The organism is Gottfriedia endophytica (genome assembly GCF_017814275.1).
Taxonomy (GTDB): Bacteria; Bacillota; Bacilli; order Bacillales; family Bacillaceae_G; genus Gottfriedia; species Gottfriedia endophytica.
On sequence record NZ_JAGIYQ010000001.1, the window covers coordinates 440,148 to 462,257 of the forward strand.

Below are 22,110 nucleotides of genomic sequence, written 5' to 3' on the forward strand. Positions count from 1 at the left end.
TAATATTGGTACATTTAGTTGATTTCCGCTCCAGGATACTCGCACCTTCCGCTCCAATCAACTTATAATTTCTTAGTAATTTCATATTATCAACTAAAAGAGCACTCTTTTTCGTCCATTAAAAAACCCTTGATGAAATCATCCATCAAGGGTTTGAATATAACTCAATTTAAACGAATTAATTAGAAGCTGCTGAGCTCATTTCTGAATTTTCTTCAGTTTTACCCCCAGCTTTTTTACCTGATAAATCAACATGTTTTAAGAATAGGGTACAAATTGCACCTACTACAATTAAACTAAATCCTACAAAGAATACACTGTGTAATGAATCCATTAACGATGTTTTAATAATTGGCACCATTTTATCCACTATTGCAGCAGGTATTTGTTTCAATGATTCAGGATTAAATAACATTTGAAACACGCCTTGTGGATTCGTATCAACCAGGTCTTTTAATTTAGAAGTTAATGGAGCTACTTGTGCTGGTAAGTGATTTAAAAATGGAACAAATTTATCTGTTAACAATGTTCCTGACTTGCTATTCATTACTGCTCCTAAAACTGTTACTCCAAATGTACCTCCGATTGAACGGAAGAATTGGCTAGAAGATGTAACTACACCAAGCATTTCTTTAGAGAAACTTTGTTGTAAGGCTAATGTAATGGTTGGCATTACTAATCCTAGCCCAGCACCAATAACTGCCATATAAGAAGTTGCCACTAACTTACTTGAATGCAAATCTAACGTTGATAATAAGAAGATACCACACGCCATAATAAACATACCTGTCATAATTTGTGGTTTAATCCCTATTTTGAATACGATTCGACCACCAATAATACTTGTAATGATCATGGTAACCATCATTGGTGTCATAATTGTTCCTGATTGTGTCGCACTTACTCCGATAATTCCTTGCATAAAGAATGGAACAAATGTAATCGCTCCAAACATTCCAATCGTCATAAAGAAACCAACTAAACTTAGCGTTACAAACGTTCTGTTTTTAAATAAATGCATAGGAAGAATTGGTTCTTTTGCTTTTGATTCAACAATAACGAAGCTAACTATTCCAACCAATGCTAAAGCAAATAGACCAATAATTTGCCATGAGTTCCATGCATAATCTTTTCCACCTAAGCTTAGAGCAAGAAGTAAACTTACAACACCAATAATCATGGTAAACATACCTGCGATATCAAAATTAATTGCTCCAGTTTGCTTTTTACTTTTTAATCCTAATGCGATAAAGATTGTAGCAATAATTCCGACTGGTAAGTTAATGTAGAATACCCAATGCCAATTTAAATTATCTACAATCCAACCACCAACTTGTGGACCAATAACAGAAGCAAGACCATATATTCCGCCAAAAACCCCTTGGAATTTAGCGCGTTCTTTTCCTGTAAATAAATCCCCAATTACAATCATAGCCATTGGCATCATAATACCGCCACCAATACCTTGGATCCCACGGTAGATAATTAATTCAGTCATGTTATTCGCTAAACCACATAGTGCAGAAGAGGCCATAAAAACAATTAAACCTGTTACATATACCCCTCTACGGCCAATTAAGTCAGCTAATTTCCCTGCAATCGGTACTACTGCAGTTGAAGTTAATAAATAAGCAGTCGTTAACCATGTCATTTTATCGAAACCACCAAGATCTCCGACGATCCTTGGCATCGCAGTACCTACAATCGTACCATCTAATGCAGAAAAGAACATTGCGATGATTAATCCAATTAACAACAACGTTCGATTATGCTCAGTATTAGAATTTATACTATTATTTGTATTCATTTTATTTCTCCTCTCTTATGTTGTTTAAAATAAGTACGCACTTTTCTATTCGTCTATTTTGTATTATGCCAAATAGATTTTAACGTTACTCCATTTTAATTTTTCTAATTTTCTTTGGTAGTAGCTTCAGCAAGTTTTTCAGCAATTAACGCGAATTGAGCAAGTTCATCTTCTGAGAGATATGATAGAAATTTTTCAGCAATCACCTTTCTCGCATGAATAACTGTATTTAATTTTTCTTGTCCTTCAGTGCTAAGGCTGATATTAACTACTCTTCTGTCTTTCTTATCATGTTCACGAACAACAAAATTATTTTGTTCGAGTCGATCAATCATAAACGTAACTGCACTCGGCTTAACACCCATGTATTCCGCTAACTCAGAAATCTTGCAGCTTCCTTGTTTCCATAAATAGATCAAAACATAAAATTGAGTAGGTGTTACTCCATTTTCATTCATGCTTTCTACCATTTTTGGCTGCATTTTTTGGAGAGTAATTTGGAATGCAGATTGAATTCGTTCAAGATAGTTACTTAACCCATCCATCATTTAACCACCTTTAATAATTATTGCAGCAAAACATTTAATACAAATAAATATTTAACACTAATTAAATATATTCCGATTTTGAATCAATGTCAAGTAATTAAAAATTTGTCTTCTTCACAATTGTTAATAAATACTCCTACACATATAGAAGTTATTTATTCCTTTATTGAGTTGGATTATTCCTTATCTTCTTGAAACATTTTATTTGGTATTCAAACAAAAAAAGTGCACCTCATTTAAGAAGTGCACTTTTTCAAAAATTAATTATCCAATATGTGGATTGATTAATTCTTCTAATGCTTCTTTTGGTTTGAATCCTAATGTTTTTTCAACAACTTCTCCATCTTTCATTACGAATAGAGAAGGAATGCTCATAACTTCAAATTTTGCTGCAGTTTCTTGGTTTTCATCAACATCAACTTTTACGATTTTTACTTTATCGCCATAATCAGCAGCTAATTCTTCTAAAACTGGAGCGATCATTTTACATGGTCCACACCAAGTTGCCCAAAAATCTACTAATACTACACCTTCTTTTGTTTCTTCTGCGAATGTTGCATTCGTTGCATTTACAAGTGCCATTATAAATCCTCCCATAATCAACAGTGATATAAAGCTTACACTGTTAACTTTATTTTGTTATTATTTTAAAGAAAGTATATCACAGGCAAAATTACAATTTCTAATTATTTGCTCTAAAACTTATAATTACCTTCTATTTTTTGTCTATTCTTTGAAAGGACTGATTTTGTGATTACATTTAAAAAAGTTGAAAAAGAATTAGTAGAAGTTCTAGCTGAAATAATTAATTCAAATCCTAATTACAATACAATAGAAAATTCTAAGTCAACACGCTCACTTGAAGAAATTACAGAAAAATATCTCGAGGGTGAAAGTGAAGCCTATTTTATATTACTTGATGAGACTTACATTGGCATATTGGATTATTTAGAACACAATCCAAGAGATGGATATCCTTGGCTAGGTCTATTAATGATTCATCATGATTATCAAGGATATGGCTTCGGGACAAATGCATATTTTACGTTTGAAGAGAAACTAAAAGAAAAAGGAATCAACCAACTAAGATTAGGTGTTTTAGTAGAAAATAATAGTGCAAAATCATTTTGGAAATCTGCGGGCTTCAATTACTTAGAAAATAAATTATCCACTAATGGAATTGAAGTAGAAGTTTACGAAAAACAATTATGAGCCTTTTCATGAAGGCTCATTTTTTTATATTTAAATAGGCTGTTTTTGAATAAATTGTTGCAATTTCAGTATGTGTAAGTTGACCTCCACTCCAGGATGCTCGCTTTCCTAGGGGCGTGAGCTGAGCCTCCTCGTCGCATACGCTCCTGTGGGGTCTCAGCCTTCACCCTTCCGTTCCAATCAACTTCTGTCTTTTTAATTAAAAATCCTAAAACTACAATCTTTAAAAAAAGAGCCTTTAAATGTCAACCAGCATTATTTTTCACTTTTGAATGACTCATGTTTTTTATGTTTCCTGAAAAATTTGTACCAATAATTCCAATTACTATTATAATTGCTCCTACGACATGGAAATAATGCAACTTCTCATGTAAAAAGATAACACCAGCAATCATTGTAATAAGGGTCGCCAAGTTACTAAAAACACTCATTTTAGACGCTTCTATTTTCGAAAGTGCGTAATTAGATAAGAAAGATGTACAAAGAGAAGATAAGATCCCTAGATAGAGAATCGCGACTAAAAACTTCTCATTTGTAAAAGGTAAAAAATAACGAGAAAGTGTATGATTAGTTATATGATTTGTGATAGCCATACTATTAAAAACGACACATCCAATGATCGTCATTATAAATGTTAATTCAAATATTTGATAGCGTTTGGTCAATTTTCTTGCCAAGACATTATACCCAGCAGAAGATAACGCTGATAATAGAATCAGTAAAACTCCTTTTATATTTGCTCCTTCTACATTAAGATCTTTCATCACAAATATGTAAATAACCCCAGCGACAGATATAACAATAGAAATTTTTTGCCATTTCGTCGTATGTTCCTTCAAGAAAAAAGTAGCAAGAACCAATGTAAAAATTGGTATCGTTGCTTGAATAATCCCTGCCTCAGAAGAAGATGTGTAGACTAGACCAAATACTTGAAATGAAAAAAATAATGCTGGATAAAGTACTGCAATTGGTAAGATCACAACAATATCCTTAAATGTTATATTTAAACGAATTTTTTTAAAAAGAATCAGTAATATGGCAACCAGTAACGAAATTGTAAAACGATGAGCTAACGTATCAAGTGGACTCGCTACAGTTAGTGATAATTTAACAAACAAAAAAGAAAAGCCAATTATACAAGTATATAAAAGCGCTGCCAAATATGCTTTTTTATTTTGTAGCATTTTCTTCTACCCCCTATTTTTATTACCGGCCGGTTGACTTTATCGTAATTCTTTCATGAATACAGTACAATATGAATAAAAGCCAACTGTACCGGTACAGCTTATAGAGGAGGCAATGATGTATAAGTATTTGTCTTTACTAAATGATTTAGAAACACAGATTCAAACAAATGAGTATAAAGAAGGCGAAAAACTCCCATCCATTCGTTCTTTAGCTGAGAGTTGCCAGATAAATAAAAGCACGGTGATTAGAGCATTCCATGAACTAGAAAAAAAGAATCTAGTTTATTCTGTACCACAAAGCGGATACTTTGTTGTTAAAAAAGCATTTGAGCTATCAGAAAATGAAAAGACAGAAATTGATTTTGAAACCTCTGCGCCAGATTGGAATAAGTTTCCTTACATAGACTTTCAACATTGCATTAATAAAGCAATTGATACATATCAAAAAGATTTGTTTGTATATGGAAGGCCACAAGGGTTAATGTCTTTAATTAAAGTAGTACAAAAACACCTTGAAACATACCAGGTTTTTACCAAAACAGAAAATATTTTTATTACTTCAGGAGTGCAACAGGCTTTATCTATTTTGAGAGAGATTCCATTTCCAAATAAGAAAACGAAAATTTTAGTTGAACAGCCTAGCTATCATTTATTTATGGAGCATTTGGAAACATATCAGGAATCCTTGATTGGGATAAAGAGGACTGCAGAAGGTATTGATTTACTCGAATTAGAAAGAATATTTAGAGAGGAAGATATTAAATTTTTTTATACGATGCCAAGATTTCACAATCCTTTAGGTACATCTTATTCACAGAAAGAAAAAAAAGAAATTGCTAGAATGGCTAAAAAATATGATGTTTATATCGTAGAAGATGATTATTTAGTTGATTTTGAGCAAGATTCAAAAGCAGATCCGATTTTCACATATGATCTCAATGATTATGTAATTTATTTAAAAAGCTACTCAAAAATTATATTTCCTGGGTTACGAATTGGGGTGGCTGTTATTCCAAATCAATTAAAAGAAAGGTTCTTACTCTATAAGAAAATTAATGATATTGAGAGCTCTATGATTTCTCAAGCAGCATTAGAAATATATATTAAAAGTGGCATGTTTGAACGACATAGACAAAAGATTAAGGATTCTTATGTATCTCGAGCAAAGCAACTATATCAATCTGTTATTAAATATACAGATGACAGCCCGGAACTAGTTAAAGTAATTCAGCCTGCTTCTGTATGTATGCACAATCATATTGTCTTACATAAAAGTATCAACCTTCAGCAATTAATTCGTAACTTAAATAAGAAAGGCGTAATGGTTGAGCCTATCAGCAGAAACTATTTAACTTCATTTCAACAGGAGAAAATTTTAAAATTAAACGTCTCTCATGTAGAAGAACATAAAATTGAAGAAGGTGTAAGAATAGTAATTGAGGAAATTAGACGATTAGGGAACGTTTAAATTTTTCTTCGCGAATGTACAAATTTAACATAAAGATAGAACAGATCTAACTAAATATAAAAAGAAAACCTTCATTTTTTGAAGGTTTTCAAACAACTCATCTAAACACCTGTTACCTAAATTGTTAAGGTTAACTCGAAAAAAACGAACCAAAAGAGAACGAATGGCTATGACGACGATGTCTATGATGACTTGATGAATGAGAATGGCCGTGATGACGGTGTCTATGGTCGCTTGACGAATGAGAATGTCCATGATGATGGTGTCTATGGTCGCTTGACGAATACGAATGTCTATGACGGTGACGGTGGTCACTGCTTCCAGATGTAAAGATGGAATGTTTACGTCTGTGACCATGACTATGAGAATGCGAATGACTAAAAATTAAATCGAATATACCACGACATTGATGGCTATCCAATGAATCAAAACGTCCAACGTCAACGATTCGAATGTCTCCTTTTTCTGTCAGCATAATATTATTTAAATGTAAATCATTCGCTAATAAACCAACCAGGCGTGCATCAAAAATGGCTTGTTGTAAATCTTCAGCATGTTGAGTTAAGATTTTAGCACCATCTTTCCCATCAAGCTGATAAAGTGTTTCTCCTTCAATAAATTCCGATACCATGAACTGTTCTTCAAAAGCGAACACTTTTGGATAATAAATAGATTGATCTAACATATGTAACTTTTTTCCATCACTATTAGTGTATCCGTCAGCTTTAAATATTTTTATTGCTTTGTCATTTCTACGATATACGTCTCCATCTTTCCCGCTAGCAACATATTCAAAATTACTAACACCTTCTCCAAACAATACAAAATCTTTAATTTCATTAAATTCTTGACTATTCATATTACTATCTCCTCTACAAAGGGCACTACTATTAGATTTTGAAATTCAATTTTTTCTGATAGAACGACTCTTTAAAAGAAGTTCATTTTAAAATATTACTATATCTACATAGCAAATAAAAATTATATGTTAGTTAACTTTATTTCTATTAACCTCTAATGCCTTTTGAATAAAGCACTAATATTATTCAAAGTTATAAAATTACAGCCAACATCACGAACGAAACAAAATTATGATTGTTTGGAATGGAGATCATTTTTACAGTTTTATACACTTTATGTCACCCTATAACCTACTCCCTAATAATCCCCTGACTTGTCCCAATCAGAACTTCCTTGCCCTTTTGATTAAAATAAGCAAGTTGTAATGAATATCTACTAAACCCAACTTCTTTCACAATGTCAGTAATCGTAATTTCACATTTAATGGTGTCTCCGGTATATACCGGTCTTAAAAATTCGTTATTCATCGTACGGGCAATGTAATTCATATCTCCACCAATTTTTGTACCAATACTTGCTGTTAACAAACCATGTACCATTAATTGACCATTTTCATTCTTTTCCAAATGGTGTCTACCCTTATCACCTGAAATCTCTGCAAATTGTAAAATATCTTCTTCCGTAAATGTTCTTTCCCAAGTCAAAACATCACCAATTTTCATCGTTTTCTGTTCCTCCATTCTTTACTTATAGAAAAAAATATCTCTCGATTAAATGTGTTTTTAAACAACAAAGGATAGAAACTATGCAGCCTCTATCCTTCAGAAATGTATATTTTTTATAACTGAAATCCCTAAATTTTCGAACTATTAAATATGTAGTACGGCCAATTAAGAATTTACTAATACAGTTTTAAACTCTTCTGTTAATAATGGTAATACTTCAAATAAGTCGCCAACAATACCATAATCAGCTACTTTGAAAATATTCGCTTCTGGATCTTTATTAATCGCAACGATTACTTTTGAGTTTGACATCCCAGCTAAATGTTGAATAGCACCTGAGATTCCACAAGCAATATATAAGTCCGGCGTTACAACTTTACCTGTTTGGCCGATTTGTAATGAATAATCACAATAGTTTGCGTCACATGCCCCACGTGATGCACCAACAGCAGCACCTAAAACGTCAGCTAATTCTTTCAGTGGTTTAAATCCTTCTTCACTTTTTACTCCGCGACCACCTGCAACAATAATTTTTGCTTCAGATAAATCCACACCTTCACTAGCTTTACGAACTACTTCTTTCACGATAGAGCGTAGGTCTTTAATTTCAACTGATACTGATTTAACCTCACCTGTACGTGACTCATCTTTTGCTAGTGGTTCGATGTTATTTGGACGAATTGTAGCAAAAATGAAGCTGTCAGCCATTACTTTTTTCTCGAATGCTTTACCTGAGTAAATTGGACGAGTAAATACGATATTTCCACCTACTACTTCTAATGAAGTAACATCTGAAATAAGACCGCTTTGTAAACGTGCAGCTAATTTTGGCGATAAATCTTTTCCTAAAGAAGTGTGACCAAATACCATACCTTCTGGTTTTTCTTGATCAATCACTGCTAAAACCGCTTGAGAAAATCCATCAGAAGTATAATGAGCTAACTTTTCATCTTCAACAACTACAGCACGATCTGCACCATATTGGATAAGCTCTGACGCTAAAGAACTAACAGATTTCCCAACTAATACAGCAACAACTTCTCCACCTTCTGCAATTGTTTTTGCTGCGCTTACTGCTTCAAACGATACATTACGTAAAGATCCTTCACGAACTTCACCTAGTACTAATACTTTGCGTGACATGTCTAATCCCTCCAAGTATATTCACTAAAATAATTTTGTATTTCTTAACGACTTATTAGATTACCTTTGCTTCTGAACGAAGTAATGAAACTAGTTCTTTTACTTGGTCTTTTAACTCACCAGAAAGAACTTTCCCACCTTCTTTTTTAGCAGGTAAATAGATTTCAATTGTTTTTGTTTTAGCTTCTACATCATCTTCTTCAAGATCTAAATCATCTAATTCAAGCTCTTCTAAAGGTTTTTTCTTTGCTTTCATAATACCTGGCAAAGATGGATATCTTGGTTCGTTTAATCCTTGTTGAGCAGTAATTAGAAGTGGAAGTGATGTTTCAATTATTTCAGTATCACCTTCAACATCTCGCTCGATTTTAGCATTTGAACCAGTAATTTCTAATTTTGTAATTGTTGTAACGTAAGGAATATTTAAAAGTTCCGCAACTCGTGGTCCTACTTGACCAGTTCCTCCATCAATTGCAACGTTTCCTGCAAGAATGATAGAAGGATCTTTATCCTCTAAGTATTTCGCTAAAATTGTTGCTGTTGAAAATTGGTCTAGGTGTTCAACATCATCTTCAACATTGATTAATACAGCTTTATCAGCACCCATTGCTAGTGCAGTACGTAATTCTTTTTCACTATCTTCATTCCCAATTGTTACTACTGTAAATTCGCCACCATGTGTATCACGAATTTGGATTGCTTCTTCAACTGCATATTCATCATAAGGATTAATAATGAATTCAGCTCCATCTTCTTGAATCGCACCATTAGAGATCACAATTTTTTCTTCAGTATCGAACGTTCTTTTTAACAATACGTAAATGTTCATGCTTAAACCCTCCTGAATAATTGGTACTTTCTATATAGAAGATTAATAATCTTACTAGTAAATTAATTGATTCGCCTATTTATTAAAAACTGGCTTACGCTTTTCTAGGAAAGCTGAGATTCCTTCTTTTGCTCCTTCTGAGTAAAAAACTTTCCCAAAAGTTAATGACTCTTGAGCAACACCTTCGTGGTAAGACGGTGTTCTTGTAGAACTAAGTAACTGAATGACTGCTTCAATAGATTCTTTACTTTTATGTGCAATTTTTCTTGCTAGAATAGTTGCCTCTTCAATAAGTTTTTCCTCTGGAACTACTTTTGTTGCTAAACCAAATTGAGCTGCCTCTGTTCCTGTAATTGGTTCCGCTGTCAACATCAGTTCTAAAGCTTTGTCTCTACCAACATAACGTGGTAAGCGCTGAGTTCCAGCAAATCCAGGAATTAAACCTAAATTTAGCTCTGGTAAACCTAACTTAGCATTTTCAGCCACAATTCGAATATGACAGCTCATTGCAAATTCAAGTCCACCACCTAATGCTGCTCCATGAATTGCAGCGATGACAGGTTTTGAAAAATTCTCTACTCGATCAAATAATAATTGACCTTTTCGAGACATAGCTGCTGCTTCATCTTCACTTTTTACCGAAGTAAATTCTTTAATATCTGCTCCGGCAGAGAAGAATCGACCTTCGCCATGGAAAACGATTACACGAATGTCTTCATTTTGCTCTATTGAATCTAATTGTTTCGCCATCTCATCAAACAAAACAGATGACATTGCGTTAGCAGGTGGATTTTGAATCGTTAAAAAAGCAATACCTTCAGAAATTGATAATTGAAGTAAGCTCACAACTATTCCTCCTTTTATTGTTCTAGCAATCTAGAATCTTCTTGTCGATATCCACATCCTCGAATTAACAAATGATGAACATCTCTAGCCTTATCAACTAAGCTTTGCTTATGTCCACTCATAACCCAATGCGTAAGGACTTCATCAATTGTTCCAAAAATCATCTTTCTCGCAATACGAATATTTAAAATAGGATCAAACTCACCTGACTGAACACCTTCTATTAAAATTGAATCAATAATATGTAGATACTCTTTTAATACTTCATTTATTTTTAAACGAAGATCCAGGTTTGTTTGTCTAAGCTCTAATTGTGTAACGATCGCTAGATTATAATCTTCAGATAATAAGAGAAAATGTGTTTCTATCAACTTTAATAACTTCTCTATAGATGTTTTATTTCCTTTAATTTCTTCACGAATTTTCTCTGTAAAATGCCCCATTTTTTCTTCAAAAAGAGAAATTAAGATTGATTCTTTATTTTTAAAATATAAATAGATCGTACCATCTGCAACGCCTGCTTGCTTTGCAATCTTTGACACTTGCGACTGATGGTAACCGTTTTCAGCAATCACCACAACAGCAGCATCTATTATTTGTTTATATTTTGGTTTATCTTTTTTCACTTCTAAAAACCCCTTTACAGTGAATGAACCATCATTCATATTTTAATAATACTAACTAATCAGAAAATTGTCAATTGTCTTTAGTTTGTACTTGATTTAATTTTTTATTAGGTTGTTTTTCGTTAAATTTGTTGCTTTTTTAGAATGCGTTAGTTGATTACAACTCCAGGATGCTCGCTTTCCGTGGGGCGAGCGGTGAGCCTCCTGTTCCCGCGGGGTCTCACCTGTCCCTCTGCTCCCACAGGAGTCTCGCACCTGGCGAGAAAGGACAAATCGTTGTCAACTATATTTTGGATGAACTCCAGAAAAATGACGAAGATTACTATGAAAAAAATGAGCCATCGCCACTCACACTGGTGTTTCAAGCATACCGTTCAAAGGACTGTCAAACGAATGGAAGAATTGAACTTGAGCTTCGTTAGTCCTCGCCGTGAAATATATACAGTTAATCAAAAAATAACTCAATCGAGCAACCTTAACTTATTACTTGAATATAAACCGTTTAAACATGAGTATGAAATAATCGTAGGGCCGTCTAGAGAAGTAAAGTCCAAAATACCGTTTGCTGATTGAAACAATGCGTAACAAATCCAGTTGGCACATCCCATCGGGGTTTGCCGCCTGGGCTCCAAGCTAAAATAGGGATTAATAAAGGAGTAGTTCGTATTTCAATTAGGATTGAAGATGCGAGATATTATCAATCAATTTGAAAAAGCAATTAAATTATCTCTTTAAAAACTTTTCAAAAAACTATTGACTTATTGTTTCATCCTCTTCTATAATGCACATTAAGAGCAATTTAGAATTTTATGAAAATTAAATAATACTCTTATCGAGAGCGGCGGAGGGAATAGGCCCTATGATGCCCGGCAACCATCAAACAACCATGTTTGATAAGGTGCTAATTCCTACAGATCTTTGTGATCTGAAAGATAAGGGGAGGAACCTGCATATTAGCCCTCTTCTTAGGAAGAGGGTTTTTGATTTCCTCTTTTGAACCTCACCCTGTCTTTAAAATTTCTCGATGACATTAAATCAAAAATTGGAGGAATGTAAAGATGACAGAACAAAAACAACTTCGCCTAGAAACATTATTACTTCACGGAGGTCAACAACCAGATCCTATAACAGGTTCCCGTACTGTTCCCGTTTATAAAACTACTTCATATGTTTTCAAAGATACGGATTATGCCCAAAGCCTTTTTGCTTTGGAACAAGAAGGCTATATTTATTCCCGAATTGGTAATCCAACAGTAGATGTATTTGAAAAACGCGTTGCCCTTTTAGAAGGAGGAACAGCGGCAGTTGCCCTTTCATCTGGATCTGCAGCTATAGCGTTCTCCATTTTAAACTTGGCAGGTACTGGAGATGAAATCGTTGCTGCCGGAAATCTTTATGGTGGTACGTATAATCTTTTTGCAGTTACCCTTCCTAAGTACGGAATTAATGTGAAGTTTGTGGATGCAGAGGATCCAGAAAACTTCCGAAAGGCAATTACACCAAAAACGAAAGCATTGTTCGCAGAAATTATCGGAAATCCAAGCTTACAAGTTTTAGATGTGGAGGCAGTAGCGAAGGTAGCTCATGAAAATGGAATTCCTTTGATTGTAGATAATACTTTTGGTACTCCATACTTAACCAACCCTATAGAGTGGGGAGCAGATGTTGTTGTTCACTCCGCAACAAAATGGATTGGCGGACATGGAACAGCCATCGGTGGAGTGGTTGTCGATGGTGGAAAATTTGATTGGAACAGTGATAAATTCCCTGGCTTTAAAGAGCCTGATGCAAGCTATCATGGTCTACACTATGGCGTGGATGTCCCACATGCTGCATTTGCAACGAAGCTTCGGGTTCAGTTGCTTCGTGATTTTGGGCCAGCATTAAGTCCGGATAGTGCCTTCTTATTCTTGCAAGGACTTGAAACTTTGCATTTACGAGTACCGAAGCATAATGAAAATGCCCTTAAGGTTGCTCAATTTTTACAAAGTCATCCTGCGGTTGAGTGGGTAAGCTATACAGGGTTGGAAAGCCATACTTCCCATGAGTTGGCGAAAAAGTATTTCAGAGATGGATTTGGTTCCATCGTGAACTTCGGGATAAAAGGTGGAAGAGATGCAGGACGTAAGGTGATTGATAACATTCAACTTTGGTCACATGTTGCGAATGTTGGGGATGCGAAATCACTGATTATCCACCCTGCCTCCACTACTCATCAGCAATTAAGTGCGGAAGATTTGAAGAAAACGGGCGTAACAGAAGAGTTAATTCGTTTGTCTGTTGGATTAGAAGCGGCAGAAGATATTATTTCTGATCTAGAGCAAGCTATTGAAAAGGCAACAGCTGTACGGAGTTAGCAAAAGAAGCAGGGTTTAAGTTTCCGGTTGATCTTACATCTGCAGCATATTCAAGAATAGTAAAGGCTGATTAAGAAGCTATTGAACGTGGTGATTCCATTAGTGGAAGGTTATGGAATGTGCTTAATGTTTTAAGATTTGTTGCCGCACAATCAAAAGGATCTGAAATTCTTTTTAAAGTATTAATAACGATAGAAGGGGAGGAGGTACTACATGATTTAAAAGCTGTATGTGGACCTAGAGATAAAGCCGAACCGTTTATTACAGTTATGCTTCCGGAAGAAGATTAATGACATGTTTCAACACAACTTCTTTGTCAGGTTCACTTTAAAAAAACTTTAAAAACAAAACAATCTTTAAGAAAAGAGCTTTTTATTATCACAACAAAAATTTTGTATAATAAAGATTCCTATTCATAATTAAAGCTAAAGTAAAAAGGAATGGATGTCTTTCCCATTCCTTCTTACCATTCAAGATAATTTTTCATCCTGATTTTCATCTTTCACTTGTTTTTGCTTCTCTTCTTCAACGAGCTGACGTCTTAAAATTTTCCCAATTGCCGTTTTCGGTAATTCATTTCTAAATTCAAATTGACGTGGAACTTTGTAAGGCGCCAAATATTTTCGGCAAAACTCATTCACTTCACTCTCAGTTACGTGTTTACCTTCTTTTAAAACGATAAACGCCTTTACTGTTTCACCGCGATAAGGATCTGGCACTCCGATTACAACAGTTTCTTGAATAGCTTCATGCTCATATAAAATTTCTTCTATTTCACGAGGATAGACATTATATCCACTTGCAATAATCATGTCCTTTTTGCGATCTACTATGAAAAAATAGCCATCTTCATTCATATAGCCTAGATCACCAGTGTATAACCAGCCATCTTTTAATGTTGCTGCTGTTTCTTCAGGACGCTTCCAATATCCTTTCATAACTTGAGGTCCTGAAACAACTAGTTCTCCTATTTCACCAATGGGTACTTCTTCACCAGTTTCCATTGAGATAATTTTTGCATCAGTATCTGGCCATGGTACTCCGATACTTCCATTGATTCGCTTATCCCATAAAAAATTCCCATGTGTAACAGGCGATGCTTCAGATAATCCGTATCCTTCTACAAGCTTTCCACCCGTTATTTTTTCAAAACGCTCCTGAACTTCTAATGGCAGTGCGGATGAACCACTAATACAGGCTTCTATTGAAGATAAATCATATTTTGGTAAATCCGGATGATTTATTAGCGCAATGTACATCGTCGGAGCTCCCGGAAAAAGAGTTGGACGATATTTTTTAATAGACTCTAGCATTAAGCCTGCATCAAATCTCGGAACTAAGATCATTTTGTAAGCACATATAATCGATAAGTTCATACACGCTGTCATACCGTAAACGTGGAAAAATGGTAAAACAGAAAGAATAACTTCCTTCCCTTTTTTACTTTTATATAACCAATATTCACACATTAACGTATTAGATACTAAATTTTTATGAGTTAGCATAACACCTTTTGGGAACCCAGTTGTTCCACCTGTGTATTGTAAGATTGCAACTTCATCTACTGATACGTGATCTAAATTGATTTCAATTGGTGCGGATATTTTCATGATATAGTTAAATTTGTGTATATAATTCTTAGAAGGAATTTCAGGTGCTTTTGGTTGCTTTGAGAAAGGATACAGTAGTTTCTTTATGATAGGAAGATAGTCTTTAACAGATGTTACAATGATATGTTCTAAATTAGTTGCATCTTTTACAGCGTTTACTCGATTAATTAAAAGATCTAAGCAGATAATCACCTTTGCGCCACTATCATCCATTTGATACTCAAGCTCCCGTTCTGTATATAATGGATTTGTTTGAACAACAATCGCTTCTGCATATAGAATTCCATAGTACGCGACCACTGCCTGTGGACAGTTGGGTAACATAATGGAAACACGGTCTCCTTTTTTTATACCCAAATTTTTTAAATAATTTGCAAATCTCAATGCTTGAACATATATTTCATGAAATGATACATCTTTCCCTAGAAAATTAAGCGCTTTCTTATGTGGAAACTCTTTAGATGTTTGTTTCAAATAATTTGGAAGAGGCTCAATTTTGGTTGTGATCGACGTGGGTATTTGATCAGGATATTGTGAAATCCATGGTTTTTGATTTACGTTTTCCAATTTATTCACCACCATTTTATCAAAATAGTAAACTTGTCATAATACTATCATTATATGACACTACTAATTTCGATACAATCAAAATATTCCGAAAATTTAACCGTTTGTTATAAAGTTAAACTTCCTTCAGTGGGGGTTTTTCTGCATCCGCCACTGATGGTTAGCCGCCAATCGGGATTTTACGGACAGTTATTCCCCACCTATCTTCCTCGTCTATCTCTCAATTTTGAGGTGGGGGTACTGCCCATTAATGCGGGATAAAAACATAATCCCCAGCACAAAACATCCTTTATTTTATGAGATTTGATTGATAGTAAACCGTTAAAAGTTTGATTATCATTTTACTAAGCTAATAATAATGTCTTGATTTGAATAGTTCAGTTCTTCAGGTAGGTCTTTTCGTGTTACATGTAAACCAAAGTAACTCCACTCTACATCCGGAACAATATCCTCTTTTACAATTTTTTCATTACTTTTTGTTAGTTTATTAACAAAGGACTGAATAAAGTACAAATGTGATTCAATTGTTGAAGTTGCTAAATGAAAAATCCCTTTTAAATTCTGATTTACAATATAATAAATTTGTTTCGCAATCATTGTATCTAAAGCATGATTTAAGAATAAATTTTTATAGGCAGTAATTTCTTCATTATTAGCGATTTTTTCTTTTATTTCATTTAATCGTGGTGAGTCTGCTCCCCAAACCATTGGTAATCTAACTATAATCGCTCGATCACCAAGCTCTTCCATTAATATTTTTTCACAAGCTATTTTAAATTTACCATATTCTGAACCCGCATTAGGTTCATCTACTTCTTCATGATTTTTGAACAAGTCGCCATCAAATACATTTGCTGTTGAACAAAAAATTAGTTTCGTTTCTTTGTTCTTAAGCCAATTCGCAAGATCCTCATGAACTTTTAATTGCTCGGCAAAGTCACCTCTTAGTGAAGAAATAATGATATTTGGAGAAACAGCTTCAATAATCTCTCTTAACTGATTTCGCTCCGATATATTCCATTGAAATTGTCCTTGTATAGGTAAACTTATTTCATTCTTATGGTAGGTTCCATAAACAAGGCTATTACGAGAAAACTCTTTAGCAACAGCTTTTCCTACTAATCCACTTATTCCTAGTACTAAAACTTTATTCATCAGTATTCTTCCCTTCTCATAAAATGGTAGGATTGTTATAAGTTTATAATTATCTTATTATTTTAAACAATAAAATAGTTTATATTTTTTTAGAAAAGGAGTGATATACATGCAAACAAAAGTATTACTAAATGACAAAATTGTTGAAATGAATCAGGCAACTGTTTCGATTTTAGACCGTGGGTATCAATTTGGAGATGGTGTTTATGAGGTTATTCGTTTTTACAATGGTGAGTTTTTCGAGCTTCTATCACATTTAGAACGCTTTAAGAAAAGCTGTGAGGAAATTGGAATTCCTTTTCATTTCGACCTTAATACATTACAAATAGACTTTAATAATTTATTGAAGTCTGCTAATTTCCCATCAGGATATCTATATACTCAAATAACACGCGGTACAATGCAAAGAAACCATCTTTATGTACATGAAAAAAATTTGGAGCCCCAGCTTGTTGCCTATACTGTCAAAGAGGAACAGCGACCATTTGAAAATATGACCAACGGGATTAAGGTTCTTTTATGCGAAGATATTCGTTGGCTTCGCTGTGATATTAAAAGTTTAAATTTACTAGGAAGTGTTATGTTAAAAAATCAAGCTGCTTCACTTGATGCAAAAGAAGCCGTTTTGCACCGCAATGGATATATAACTGAAGGATCTGCAACAAATGTATTTATTGTGAAAGATGGAAAGTTACTAACTCATCCTGCCAACAATCTTATACTTAATGGCATAACTAGACAGGTAATTATTTCAATAGCAAATGAATTGGATATCGAAGTAGTTGATGAGGCTTTTACAATTAATGAATTCCGATTAGCCGTTGAAGCATTCACAAGTGCTACAGTGTCAGAGATTTGTCCAATTGTAAAATTCATCGAAAATAATAATGAATTTCAAATTGGAAATGGTCAACGAGGTCCAATTACAGAAATTATTCAAAATGCTTATACTAAAAAAATAAACAGTGAAAGCGACTTATTTAATCCAAATGTGACGAGAAGTTAAATAGGTTATAAAAAGTGGCGATTCTCAAAGAATCGCCACTTTCATCTTAATCCTTTTTAACTAACTTTAGAATGTCTTTCCATTTTACTTTTTCACTATAGAACATAACACCATTCACATAGACTCTTCCTGCAAGCATAGCAATTAACATGATTGAAAGAACCAAAATTAAAATAGTCAATCCAATTTCCATACCACTTGTTTCCCCTGCTACAAATCTTGTAAAGGTAACTTGCGGTGACAAGAATGGAATATAAGAACTCACTCTTAATAAAGTCGAATTAGGATTACCCATTCCAGAGATACTAATAAAGAAACCAGCCATAACTAACATCATTATTGGCATAATAGTCATTTGTAAGTCTTCTGTCCTTGAAACAACTGATCCAATAGCTGCATAAAGCATTCCATAAAGTAAATAACCAAGTAAGAAATAAGTAATGAATGTAATGATTGTTGTAGCATTTAAGCTTGATATATCAATAAACATCCCCAAGAAAGAAATTTTATTTGTATCAATCCATCCAAGTTGATGTGCAAGTAAAAATGCGATACCTAATACACTTAATTGAAAAAGCGCAATACAAAATACGGCGAAAACTCTTGCATATAAAGTCGCTATCGGTTTAACTTTTGGAATAATAACTTCCATAACTCGAGATGACTTTTCTGCTACAATTCCTGTTGCAATCATATTTCCATAGAGTAATAGGAACATGTACAGAAAGATTCCAAAAACATATGTAATTCCAATTGTAGTCATTGGATCAGTTAATACTTTTTCATTAATTGAAACTTTACTTTGCAATTGTGCCGCAACCTTTTGCGGTATTCCTTCTTTTTTCGTAATGTAATTTATGTATTCTTGTTGTAATGCCGCACTTGTAATAGAAGTAATTTCGTCATTTGAAAACTTTTTATATATGTATTGTACTGAAGGAACATTGTTAACATCAGATATAACAATTAATCCATCAACTTTATCATCTTTAATTTCCTTTTTAATACTATCTTCTTTTTGGGCAGATGCCTCTTTTAAAGTAAACGTTTTGCTCATCGCATTTACTTTTTCGATATCTAGAGGAAATAAATTTGTCTTACTAATATAAACAATTTTATCTTTATCCACATTTTTTTGATCTTGGTCTTTTGTTTGTAAGAAATGCTGTATTCCAAAAAAGCCAAAAAACAGTATAAATAGTATTGTACTCATTATGATTGTTGTTTTTGCAAGTAGGCCTTCCCGCAAATGAAACAAAAATACCGTCCAAAATTTTTTCATTTCATTTCGCCCTTTCTATAAAGATTTCATTTAATGTAGGTTCAAGTAACTTAAACTCACGTATCGAAATTTTATCTTTTGAAAGATCATTCAATAGTTGAATTGCTCTTGCCTCATTTTCTACTCGAATTTTCAAAAATTGCTGTGCTTGTTCAAATAAAACATCATGGTTTTGTAACCATTTTTTAATTTCCAAATGATCATTAATCATTAAATGACGGTAACCATATTCTGCTTTAATTTGATTTAAATCTCCCGCAGCAACAACTTCCCCATTTTTAAGAATACAAATTTGCTGACAAAAGGCTTCTACTTGTTCCATTCGGTGACTGGATAGTATGACCGTTTTACCTTTTTCAATTTCTTCGATCAAGATATGTGTTAATAATTCAGCATTTACTGGATCTAATCCACTAAACGGCTCATCTAAAATGATTAATTCAGGATTATGTAGTAGTGTAACGATAATTTGAATTTTTTGCTGGTTCCCTTTTGACAGTTCCCCTGCTTTTTTATTACGGTAATGCGAAATTTCTAAGCGATTCAACCAGTAATGAATTGCATCATCTACTTCTCTAGATGTCATTCCCTCAAGTTTTCCAAAATAACGTAATTGATCAACTACTTTTGTTTTACTAAATAAACCACGTTCTTCTGGTAAGTAACCTACCGAAACCCCTGCTTGCTGAATCGACTTGCCGTCCCATAAAATTGATCCATTCGTTGGTGTTCGTAATCCTAGAAGCATTTTTATAGTAGTTGTTTTTCCAGCACCATTTCTACCTAATAGTCCCAGTACTCTACCTTTTTGAAGTGATATTGATAAATTATCTACTGCAAGAAAGTCACCATATTTTTTGGTTAACTCTTTTATTTCAAGCATGTATACATCCCCCTCTGCTTGTAAATTTTTCCAGCAAATTAAAGTATACATTTAATTCTAAATTGTGAAAAGAATACTTTTTTCGGTAAAAATTAGTAAAACGTAAAAAACATTACTTTTGAATTGAAAAATAGACTCTTTGTTAAAGATTGTTGATTTTAGATTTTAGTTTTTAGTTTTTAGAATTTAAAAGACAGAAGTTGATTGGAACGGAAGGATGAAGGGCTTCTGTGGGAGATGCGGGAAGGCTGAGACCCCGCAGGAGCGATAGCGACGAGGAGGCTCAGCTCACGCCCCTAGGAAAGCGAGCATCCTGGAGTGGAAATCAACTTACACATACTGAAATAGCAACAATGTATACGAAAACACCCAAAAAATAAGTTTCTAGTTTTTCACTTTTCTAAACCAATAAAAGAATATTATTTCATTTTTGGTAAAAAATACTTATTCGAGGAGGTGTTAGTAATGGCGAAAATTGGAGTAGAACAGTCATTAACAAACGTGCAAGAAGCATTACGTGAAAGAGGACATGAAGTTGTTGAATTAAAGAATGCATCTGATACGCAGGGTTGTTCATGTTGTGTAGTTACTGGTGGAGATTCAAATGTGATGGGTATGCAAGATACTGACATGAAAGGCTCAGTTATTGATGCATCTGGATTAACAGCTGATGAAGTTTGTCAAGAAGTTGAAAGTAGAATTTAACAAACGCAAAAAGGTTTTTCACATTTAAACTTTATGGCTTAATAAACACTAAAAGGAGCTGTTCACACTCAGCTCCTTCTGCTTTTAAATTACTATCTGTTTCTTTTACCAACCAAAATTAAGTGTTTTTCCCGTTTCAACATAAGTCTTAAAATTACTTAAAATCATTGGCCAATGCGTTTTAGTGCTTTCATATGATGGATGATTTTCTGGCCATCCATCATTAACAAGCGTGAACTTAGTACAATCCCCCATTGAGTCTAATGTCAAAGTAATTCTTGTTTCAAGCTCGGCATGATTACTACGGTACGATGGTCCCGGGTGCTCAGTGTAACTCATTAACTTGTTCGGCTCAAATTCCAAAATCTTACCATATACATGAACTGTCTCAAGTCCATCTTCACCAGGTCCTATATATTCATAAGGTGCTCCAACTTCAAAAGTCGAATTAAGAACGCAACCAAAGAAAATGGCTTTTGTTCCTTCCGGTGAAATAAATGCATTCCAAACATCCTCTGGCTTTGCCCCAATATAAAGCTCATACTTAAGATCCATGTTTATTCCCTCCATAATAATTGAATTAAAGGATTATGAGTAAGATTCTTGGCAGTTAGCTATATTATAAAACATTCTAAGAGTAAACCCAAACCAAGGTATATAAGAATCAAAAATAATCATTCTACAAAAATTTCATTTAATATACAATATCAACCTTTAAGGATTCCTCCATGTGACTCCTCTTCTTTCATACTCCATTCTACTTTCAACAGCTGCTGCAATATTTGCCCCTGCAAATCGCTCAATTATCCATAATCCAAGATCAACTCCAGAAGTAACACCTCTAGCTGTGATGATGTTACCATTATCAACGATTCGGTAACTCAGCACATCTGCTCCATAGCTCTCCTTTAACTCATCTTTTGCCAAAAAATGAGTGGTTGCTTTTTCCCCTTCTAAAATTCCTGAGGCTGCAATTAGCATGCCACCTGTACAAACCCCAGCAATAATCGTTCCTTTAGCATGCAGCTCAGAAATCAATTTCGGTAAATCTCCTTTTTCTGCCTCTCTTTTAGCTCCAAAATTTGCTTTATGATTCCAACCGCCACCTGGTACAATTAGCAAATCAGGTCTATTATCAATCCGCAAGTAATCATCAACCATTACTTTAACCCCGAAGGAAGTAACTACCTCACGTTTTGGTTCACTTGAAACCATCTCCACTTGAAATTCAGCTCCACATTCATTTGCTCGTTTTAAAACTTCAAAAGGCGCAAAAGCCACTAATTCTCCGAACCCATCAAATAGGACTATCTGTATTTTCACTTTTGATCCTCCTTTGTCATAAAAACCAAT

Annotated in this window: 23 protein-coding genes and 1 riboswitch; of the genes, 7 read left to right on the forward strand and 16 right to left on the reverse strand. The window is 34.0% G+C overall.

The features are described from left to right. Window positions 1–178: 178 nt before the first annotated feature. From J5Y03_RS02065 to trxA, 3 genes are all read right to left on the reverse strand, one after another. Entirely contained in the window at window positions 179–1,807 is a 1,629-nt protein-coding gene (locus J5Y03_RS02065; RefSeq protein ID WP_209401923.1) for an MDR family MFS transporter, read from the reverse strand. A gap of 104 nt (window positions 1,808–1,911) precedes the next feature. Beyond that, window positions 1,912–2,352 carry a MarR family winged helix-turn-helix transcriptional regulator gene (locus J5Y03_RS02070; protein WP_209401925.1) on the reverse strand — a complete coding sequence of 147 codons (441 nt, stop codon included), beginning with the start codon at window positions 2,350–2,352 and terminating at the stop codon, window positions 1,912–1,914. 267 nt (window positions 2,353–2,619) lie between these two features. Next, on the reverse strand, window positions 2,620–2,937 hold the full coding sequence (trxA, locus tag J5Y03_RS02075; RefSeq protein ID WP_209401927.1) for a thioredoxin: 318 nt from the start codon (window positions 2,935–2,937) through the stop codon (window positions 2,620–2,622). A 168-nt stretch (window positions 2,938–3,105) separates the two neighbouring features. Here trxA and J5Y03_RS02080 point away from each other — a divergent pair, with 168 nt between their 5' ends. Further along, complete coding sequence (locus J5Y03_RS02080; RefSeq protein WP_209401929.1) at window positions 3,106–3,567, forward strand: GNAT family N-acetyltransferase; 462 nt, start codon at window positions 3,106–3,108, stop codon at window positions 3,565–3,567. Between the two features lie 245 nt (window positions 3,568–3,812). On the opposite strand, the gene J5Y03_RS02085 is transcribed toward J5Y03_RS02080, so the two are convergent. Beyond that, complete coding sequence (locus tag J5Y03_RS02085; RefSeq protein ID WP_209401931.1) at window positions 3,813–4,751, reverse strand: DMT family transporter; 939 nt, start codon at window positions 4,749–4,751, stop codon at window positions 3,813–3,815. 118 nt (window positions 4,752–4,869) lie between these two features. Here J5Y03_RS02085 and J5Y03_RS02090 point away from each other — a divergent pair, with 118 nt between their 5' ends. After that, window positions 4,870–6,222 (forward strand): aminotransferase-like domain-containing protein, encoded by a 1,353-nt coding sequence (locus J5Y03_RS02090; protein ID WP_209401933.1) that lies wholly within the window; start codon window positions 4,870–4,872, stop codon window positions 6,220–6,222. A gap of 130 nt (window positions 6,223–6,352) precedes the next feature. On the opposite strand, the gene J5Y03_RS02095 is transcribed toward J5Y03_RS02090, so the two are convergent. From J5Y03_RS02095 to J5Y03_RS02120, 6 genes are all read right to left on the reverse strand, one after another. Continuing rightward, window positions 6,353–7,081 (reverse strand): AarF/UbiB family protein, encoded by a 729-nt coding sequence (locus J5Y03_RS02095; RefSeq protein WP_209401935.1) that lies wholly within the window; start codon window positions 7,079–7,081, stop codon window positions 6,353–6,355. A 292-nt stretch (window positions 7,082–7,373) separates the two neighbouring features. Beyond that, on the reverse strand, window positions 7,374–7,745 hold the full coding sequence (locus J5Y03_RS02100) for a MaoC/PaaZ C-terminal domain-containing protein (RefSeq protein WP_209401937.1): 372 nt from the start codon (window positions 7,743–7,745) through the stop codon (window positions 7,374–7,376). Window positions 7,746–7,913: 168 nt separating this feature from the next. Beyond that, entirely contained in the window at window positions 7,914–8,891 is a 978-nt protein-coding gene (locus J5Y03_RS02105; protein ID WP_209401939.1) for an electron transfer flavoprotein subunit alpha/FixB family protein, read from the reverse strand. 55 nt (window positions 8,892–8,946) lie between these two features. Continuing rightward, on the reverse strand, window positions 8,947–9,720 hold the full coding sequence (locus J5Y03_RS02110) for an electron transfer flavoprotein subunit beta/FixA family protein (RefSeq protein ID WP_209401941.1): 774 nt from the start codon (window positions 9,718–9,720) through the stop codon (window positions 8,947–8,949). 75 nt (window positions 9,721–9,795) lie between these two features. Next, entirely contained in the window at window positions 9,796–10,566 is a 771-nt protein-coding gene (locus tag J5Y03_RS02115; RefSeq protein WP_209401943.1) for an enoyl-CoA hydratase, read from the reverse strand. 14 nt (window positions 10,567–10,580) lie between these two features. Then, a complete protein-coding gene (locus J5Y03_RS02120; RefSeq protein ID WP_456071397.1) occupies window positions 10,581–11,192 on the reverse strand; it encodes a TetR/AcrR family transcriptional regulator in 612 nt (203 codons plus the stop codon). Between the two features lie 309 nt (window positions 11,193–11,501). On the opposite strand from J5Y03_RS02120, the gene J5Y03_RS02125 reads away from it, so the two are divergent. From J5Y03_RS02125 to J5Y03_RS02135, 3 genes are all read left to right on the forward strand, one after another. Then, a complete protein-coding gene (locus J5Y03_RS02125) occupies window positions 11,502–11,765 on the forward strand; it encodes a hypothetical protein (protein ID WP_209401947.1) in 264 nt (87 codons plus the stop codon). Window positions 11,766–12,018: 253 nt separating this feature from the next. Continuing rightward, window positions 12,019–12,131, forward strand: a riboswitch (SAM riboswitch). 119 nt (window positions 12,132–12,250) lie between these two features. Further along, window positions 12,251–13,549, forward strand: coding sequence for an O-acetylhomoserine aminocarboxypropyltransferase/cysteine synthase family protein (locus J5Y03_RS02130; protein WP_209401949.1), 1,299 nt, complete (start codon window positions 12,251–12,253; stop codon window positions 13,547–13,549). Window positions 13,550–13,647: 98 nt separating this feature from the next. Continuing rightward, on the forward strand, window positions 13,648–13,839 hold the full coding sequence (locus J5Y03_RS02135) for a DUF6573 family protein (RefSeq protein WP_322099538.1): 192 nt from the start codon (window positions 13,648–13,650) through the stop codon (window positions 13,837–13,839). 180 nt (window positions 13,840–14,019) lie between these two features. Here the strand turns inward: J5Y03_RS02135 and J5Y03_RS02140 are convergent, their stop codons facing one another. Both J5Y03_RS02140 and J5Y03_RS02145 read right to left on the reverse strand, forming a co-directional pair. Beyond that, window positions 14,020–15,726 (reverse strand): AMP-binding protein, encoded by a 1,707-nt coding sequence (locus J5Y03_RS02140; protein WP_245208688.1) that lies wholly within the window; start codon window positions 15,724–15,726, stop codon window positions 14,020–14,022. Between the two features lie 336 nt (window positions 15,727–16,062). Then, on the reverse strand, window positions 16,063–16,881 hold the full coding sequence (locus J5Y03_RS02145) for a sugar nucleotide-binding protein (RefSeq protein ID WP_209401955.1): 819 nt from the start codon (window positions 16,879–16,881) through the stop codon (window positions 16,063–16,065). Between the two features lie 109 nt (window positions 16,882–16,990). Here J5Y03_RS02145 and dat point away from each other — a divergent pair, with 109 nt between their 5' ends. Further along, window positions 16,991–17,887: a D-amino-acid transaminase gene (gene dat / locus J5Y03_RS02150; RefSeq protein ID WP_209401957.1), complete on the forward strand. Its 897-nt coding sequence runs from the start codon at window positions 16,991–16,993 to the stop codon at window positions 17,885–17,887. Between the two features lie 46 nt (window positions 17,888–17,933). On the opposite strand, the gene J5Y03_RS02155 is transcribed toward dat, so the two are convergent. Together J5Y03_RS02155 and J5Y03_RS02160 are read right to left on the reverse strand one after the other, a co-directional pair. Next, entirely contained in the window at window positions 17,934–19,169 is a 1,236-nt protein-coding gene (locus tag J5Y03_RS02155; protein WP_209401959.1) for an ABC transporter permease, read from the reverse strand. A 1-nt stretch (window position 19,170) separates the two neighbouring features. After that, entirely contained in the window at window positions 19,171–20,052 is an 882-nt protein-coding gene (locus J5Y03_RS02160; RefSeq protein WP_209401961.1) for an ABC transporter ATP-binding protein, read from the reverse strand. 465 nt (window positions 20,053–20,517) lie between these two features. Between J5Y03_RS02160 and J5Y03_RS02165 the strand changes: the two genes are divergently transcribed. Next, on the forward strand, window positions 20,518–20,757 hold the full coding sequence (locus J5Y03_RS02165) for a YkuS family protein (RefSeq protein ID WP_209401963.1): 240 nt from the start codon (window positions 20,518–20,520) through the stop codon (window positions 20,755–20,757). Window positions 20,758–20,862: 105 nt separating this feature from the next. Here J5Y03_RS02165 and J5Y03_RS02170 read toward each other — a convergent pair whose 3' ends face one another. Together J5Y03_RS02170 and J5Y03_RS02175 are read right to left on the reverse strand one after the other, a co-directional pair. Beyond that, window positions 20,863–21,312: an SRPBCC family protein gene (locus J5Y03_RS02170; RefSeq protein ID WP_209401966.1), complete on the reverse strand. Its 450-nt coding sequence runs from the start codon at window positions 21,310–21,312 to the stop codon at window positions 20,863–20,865. A 159-nt stretch (window positions 21,313–21,471) separates the two neighbouring features. After that, a complete protein-coding gene (locus J5Y03_RS02175) occupies window positions 21,472–22,080 on the reverse strand; it encodes a DJ-1/PfpI family protein (RefSeq protein ID WP_209401968.1) in 609 nt (202 codons plus the stop codon). Window positions 22,081–22,110 lie beyond the last annotated feature (30 nt).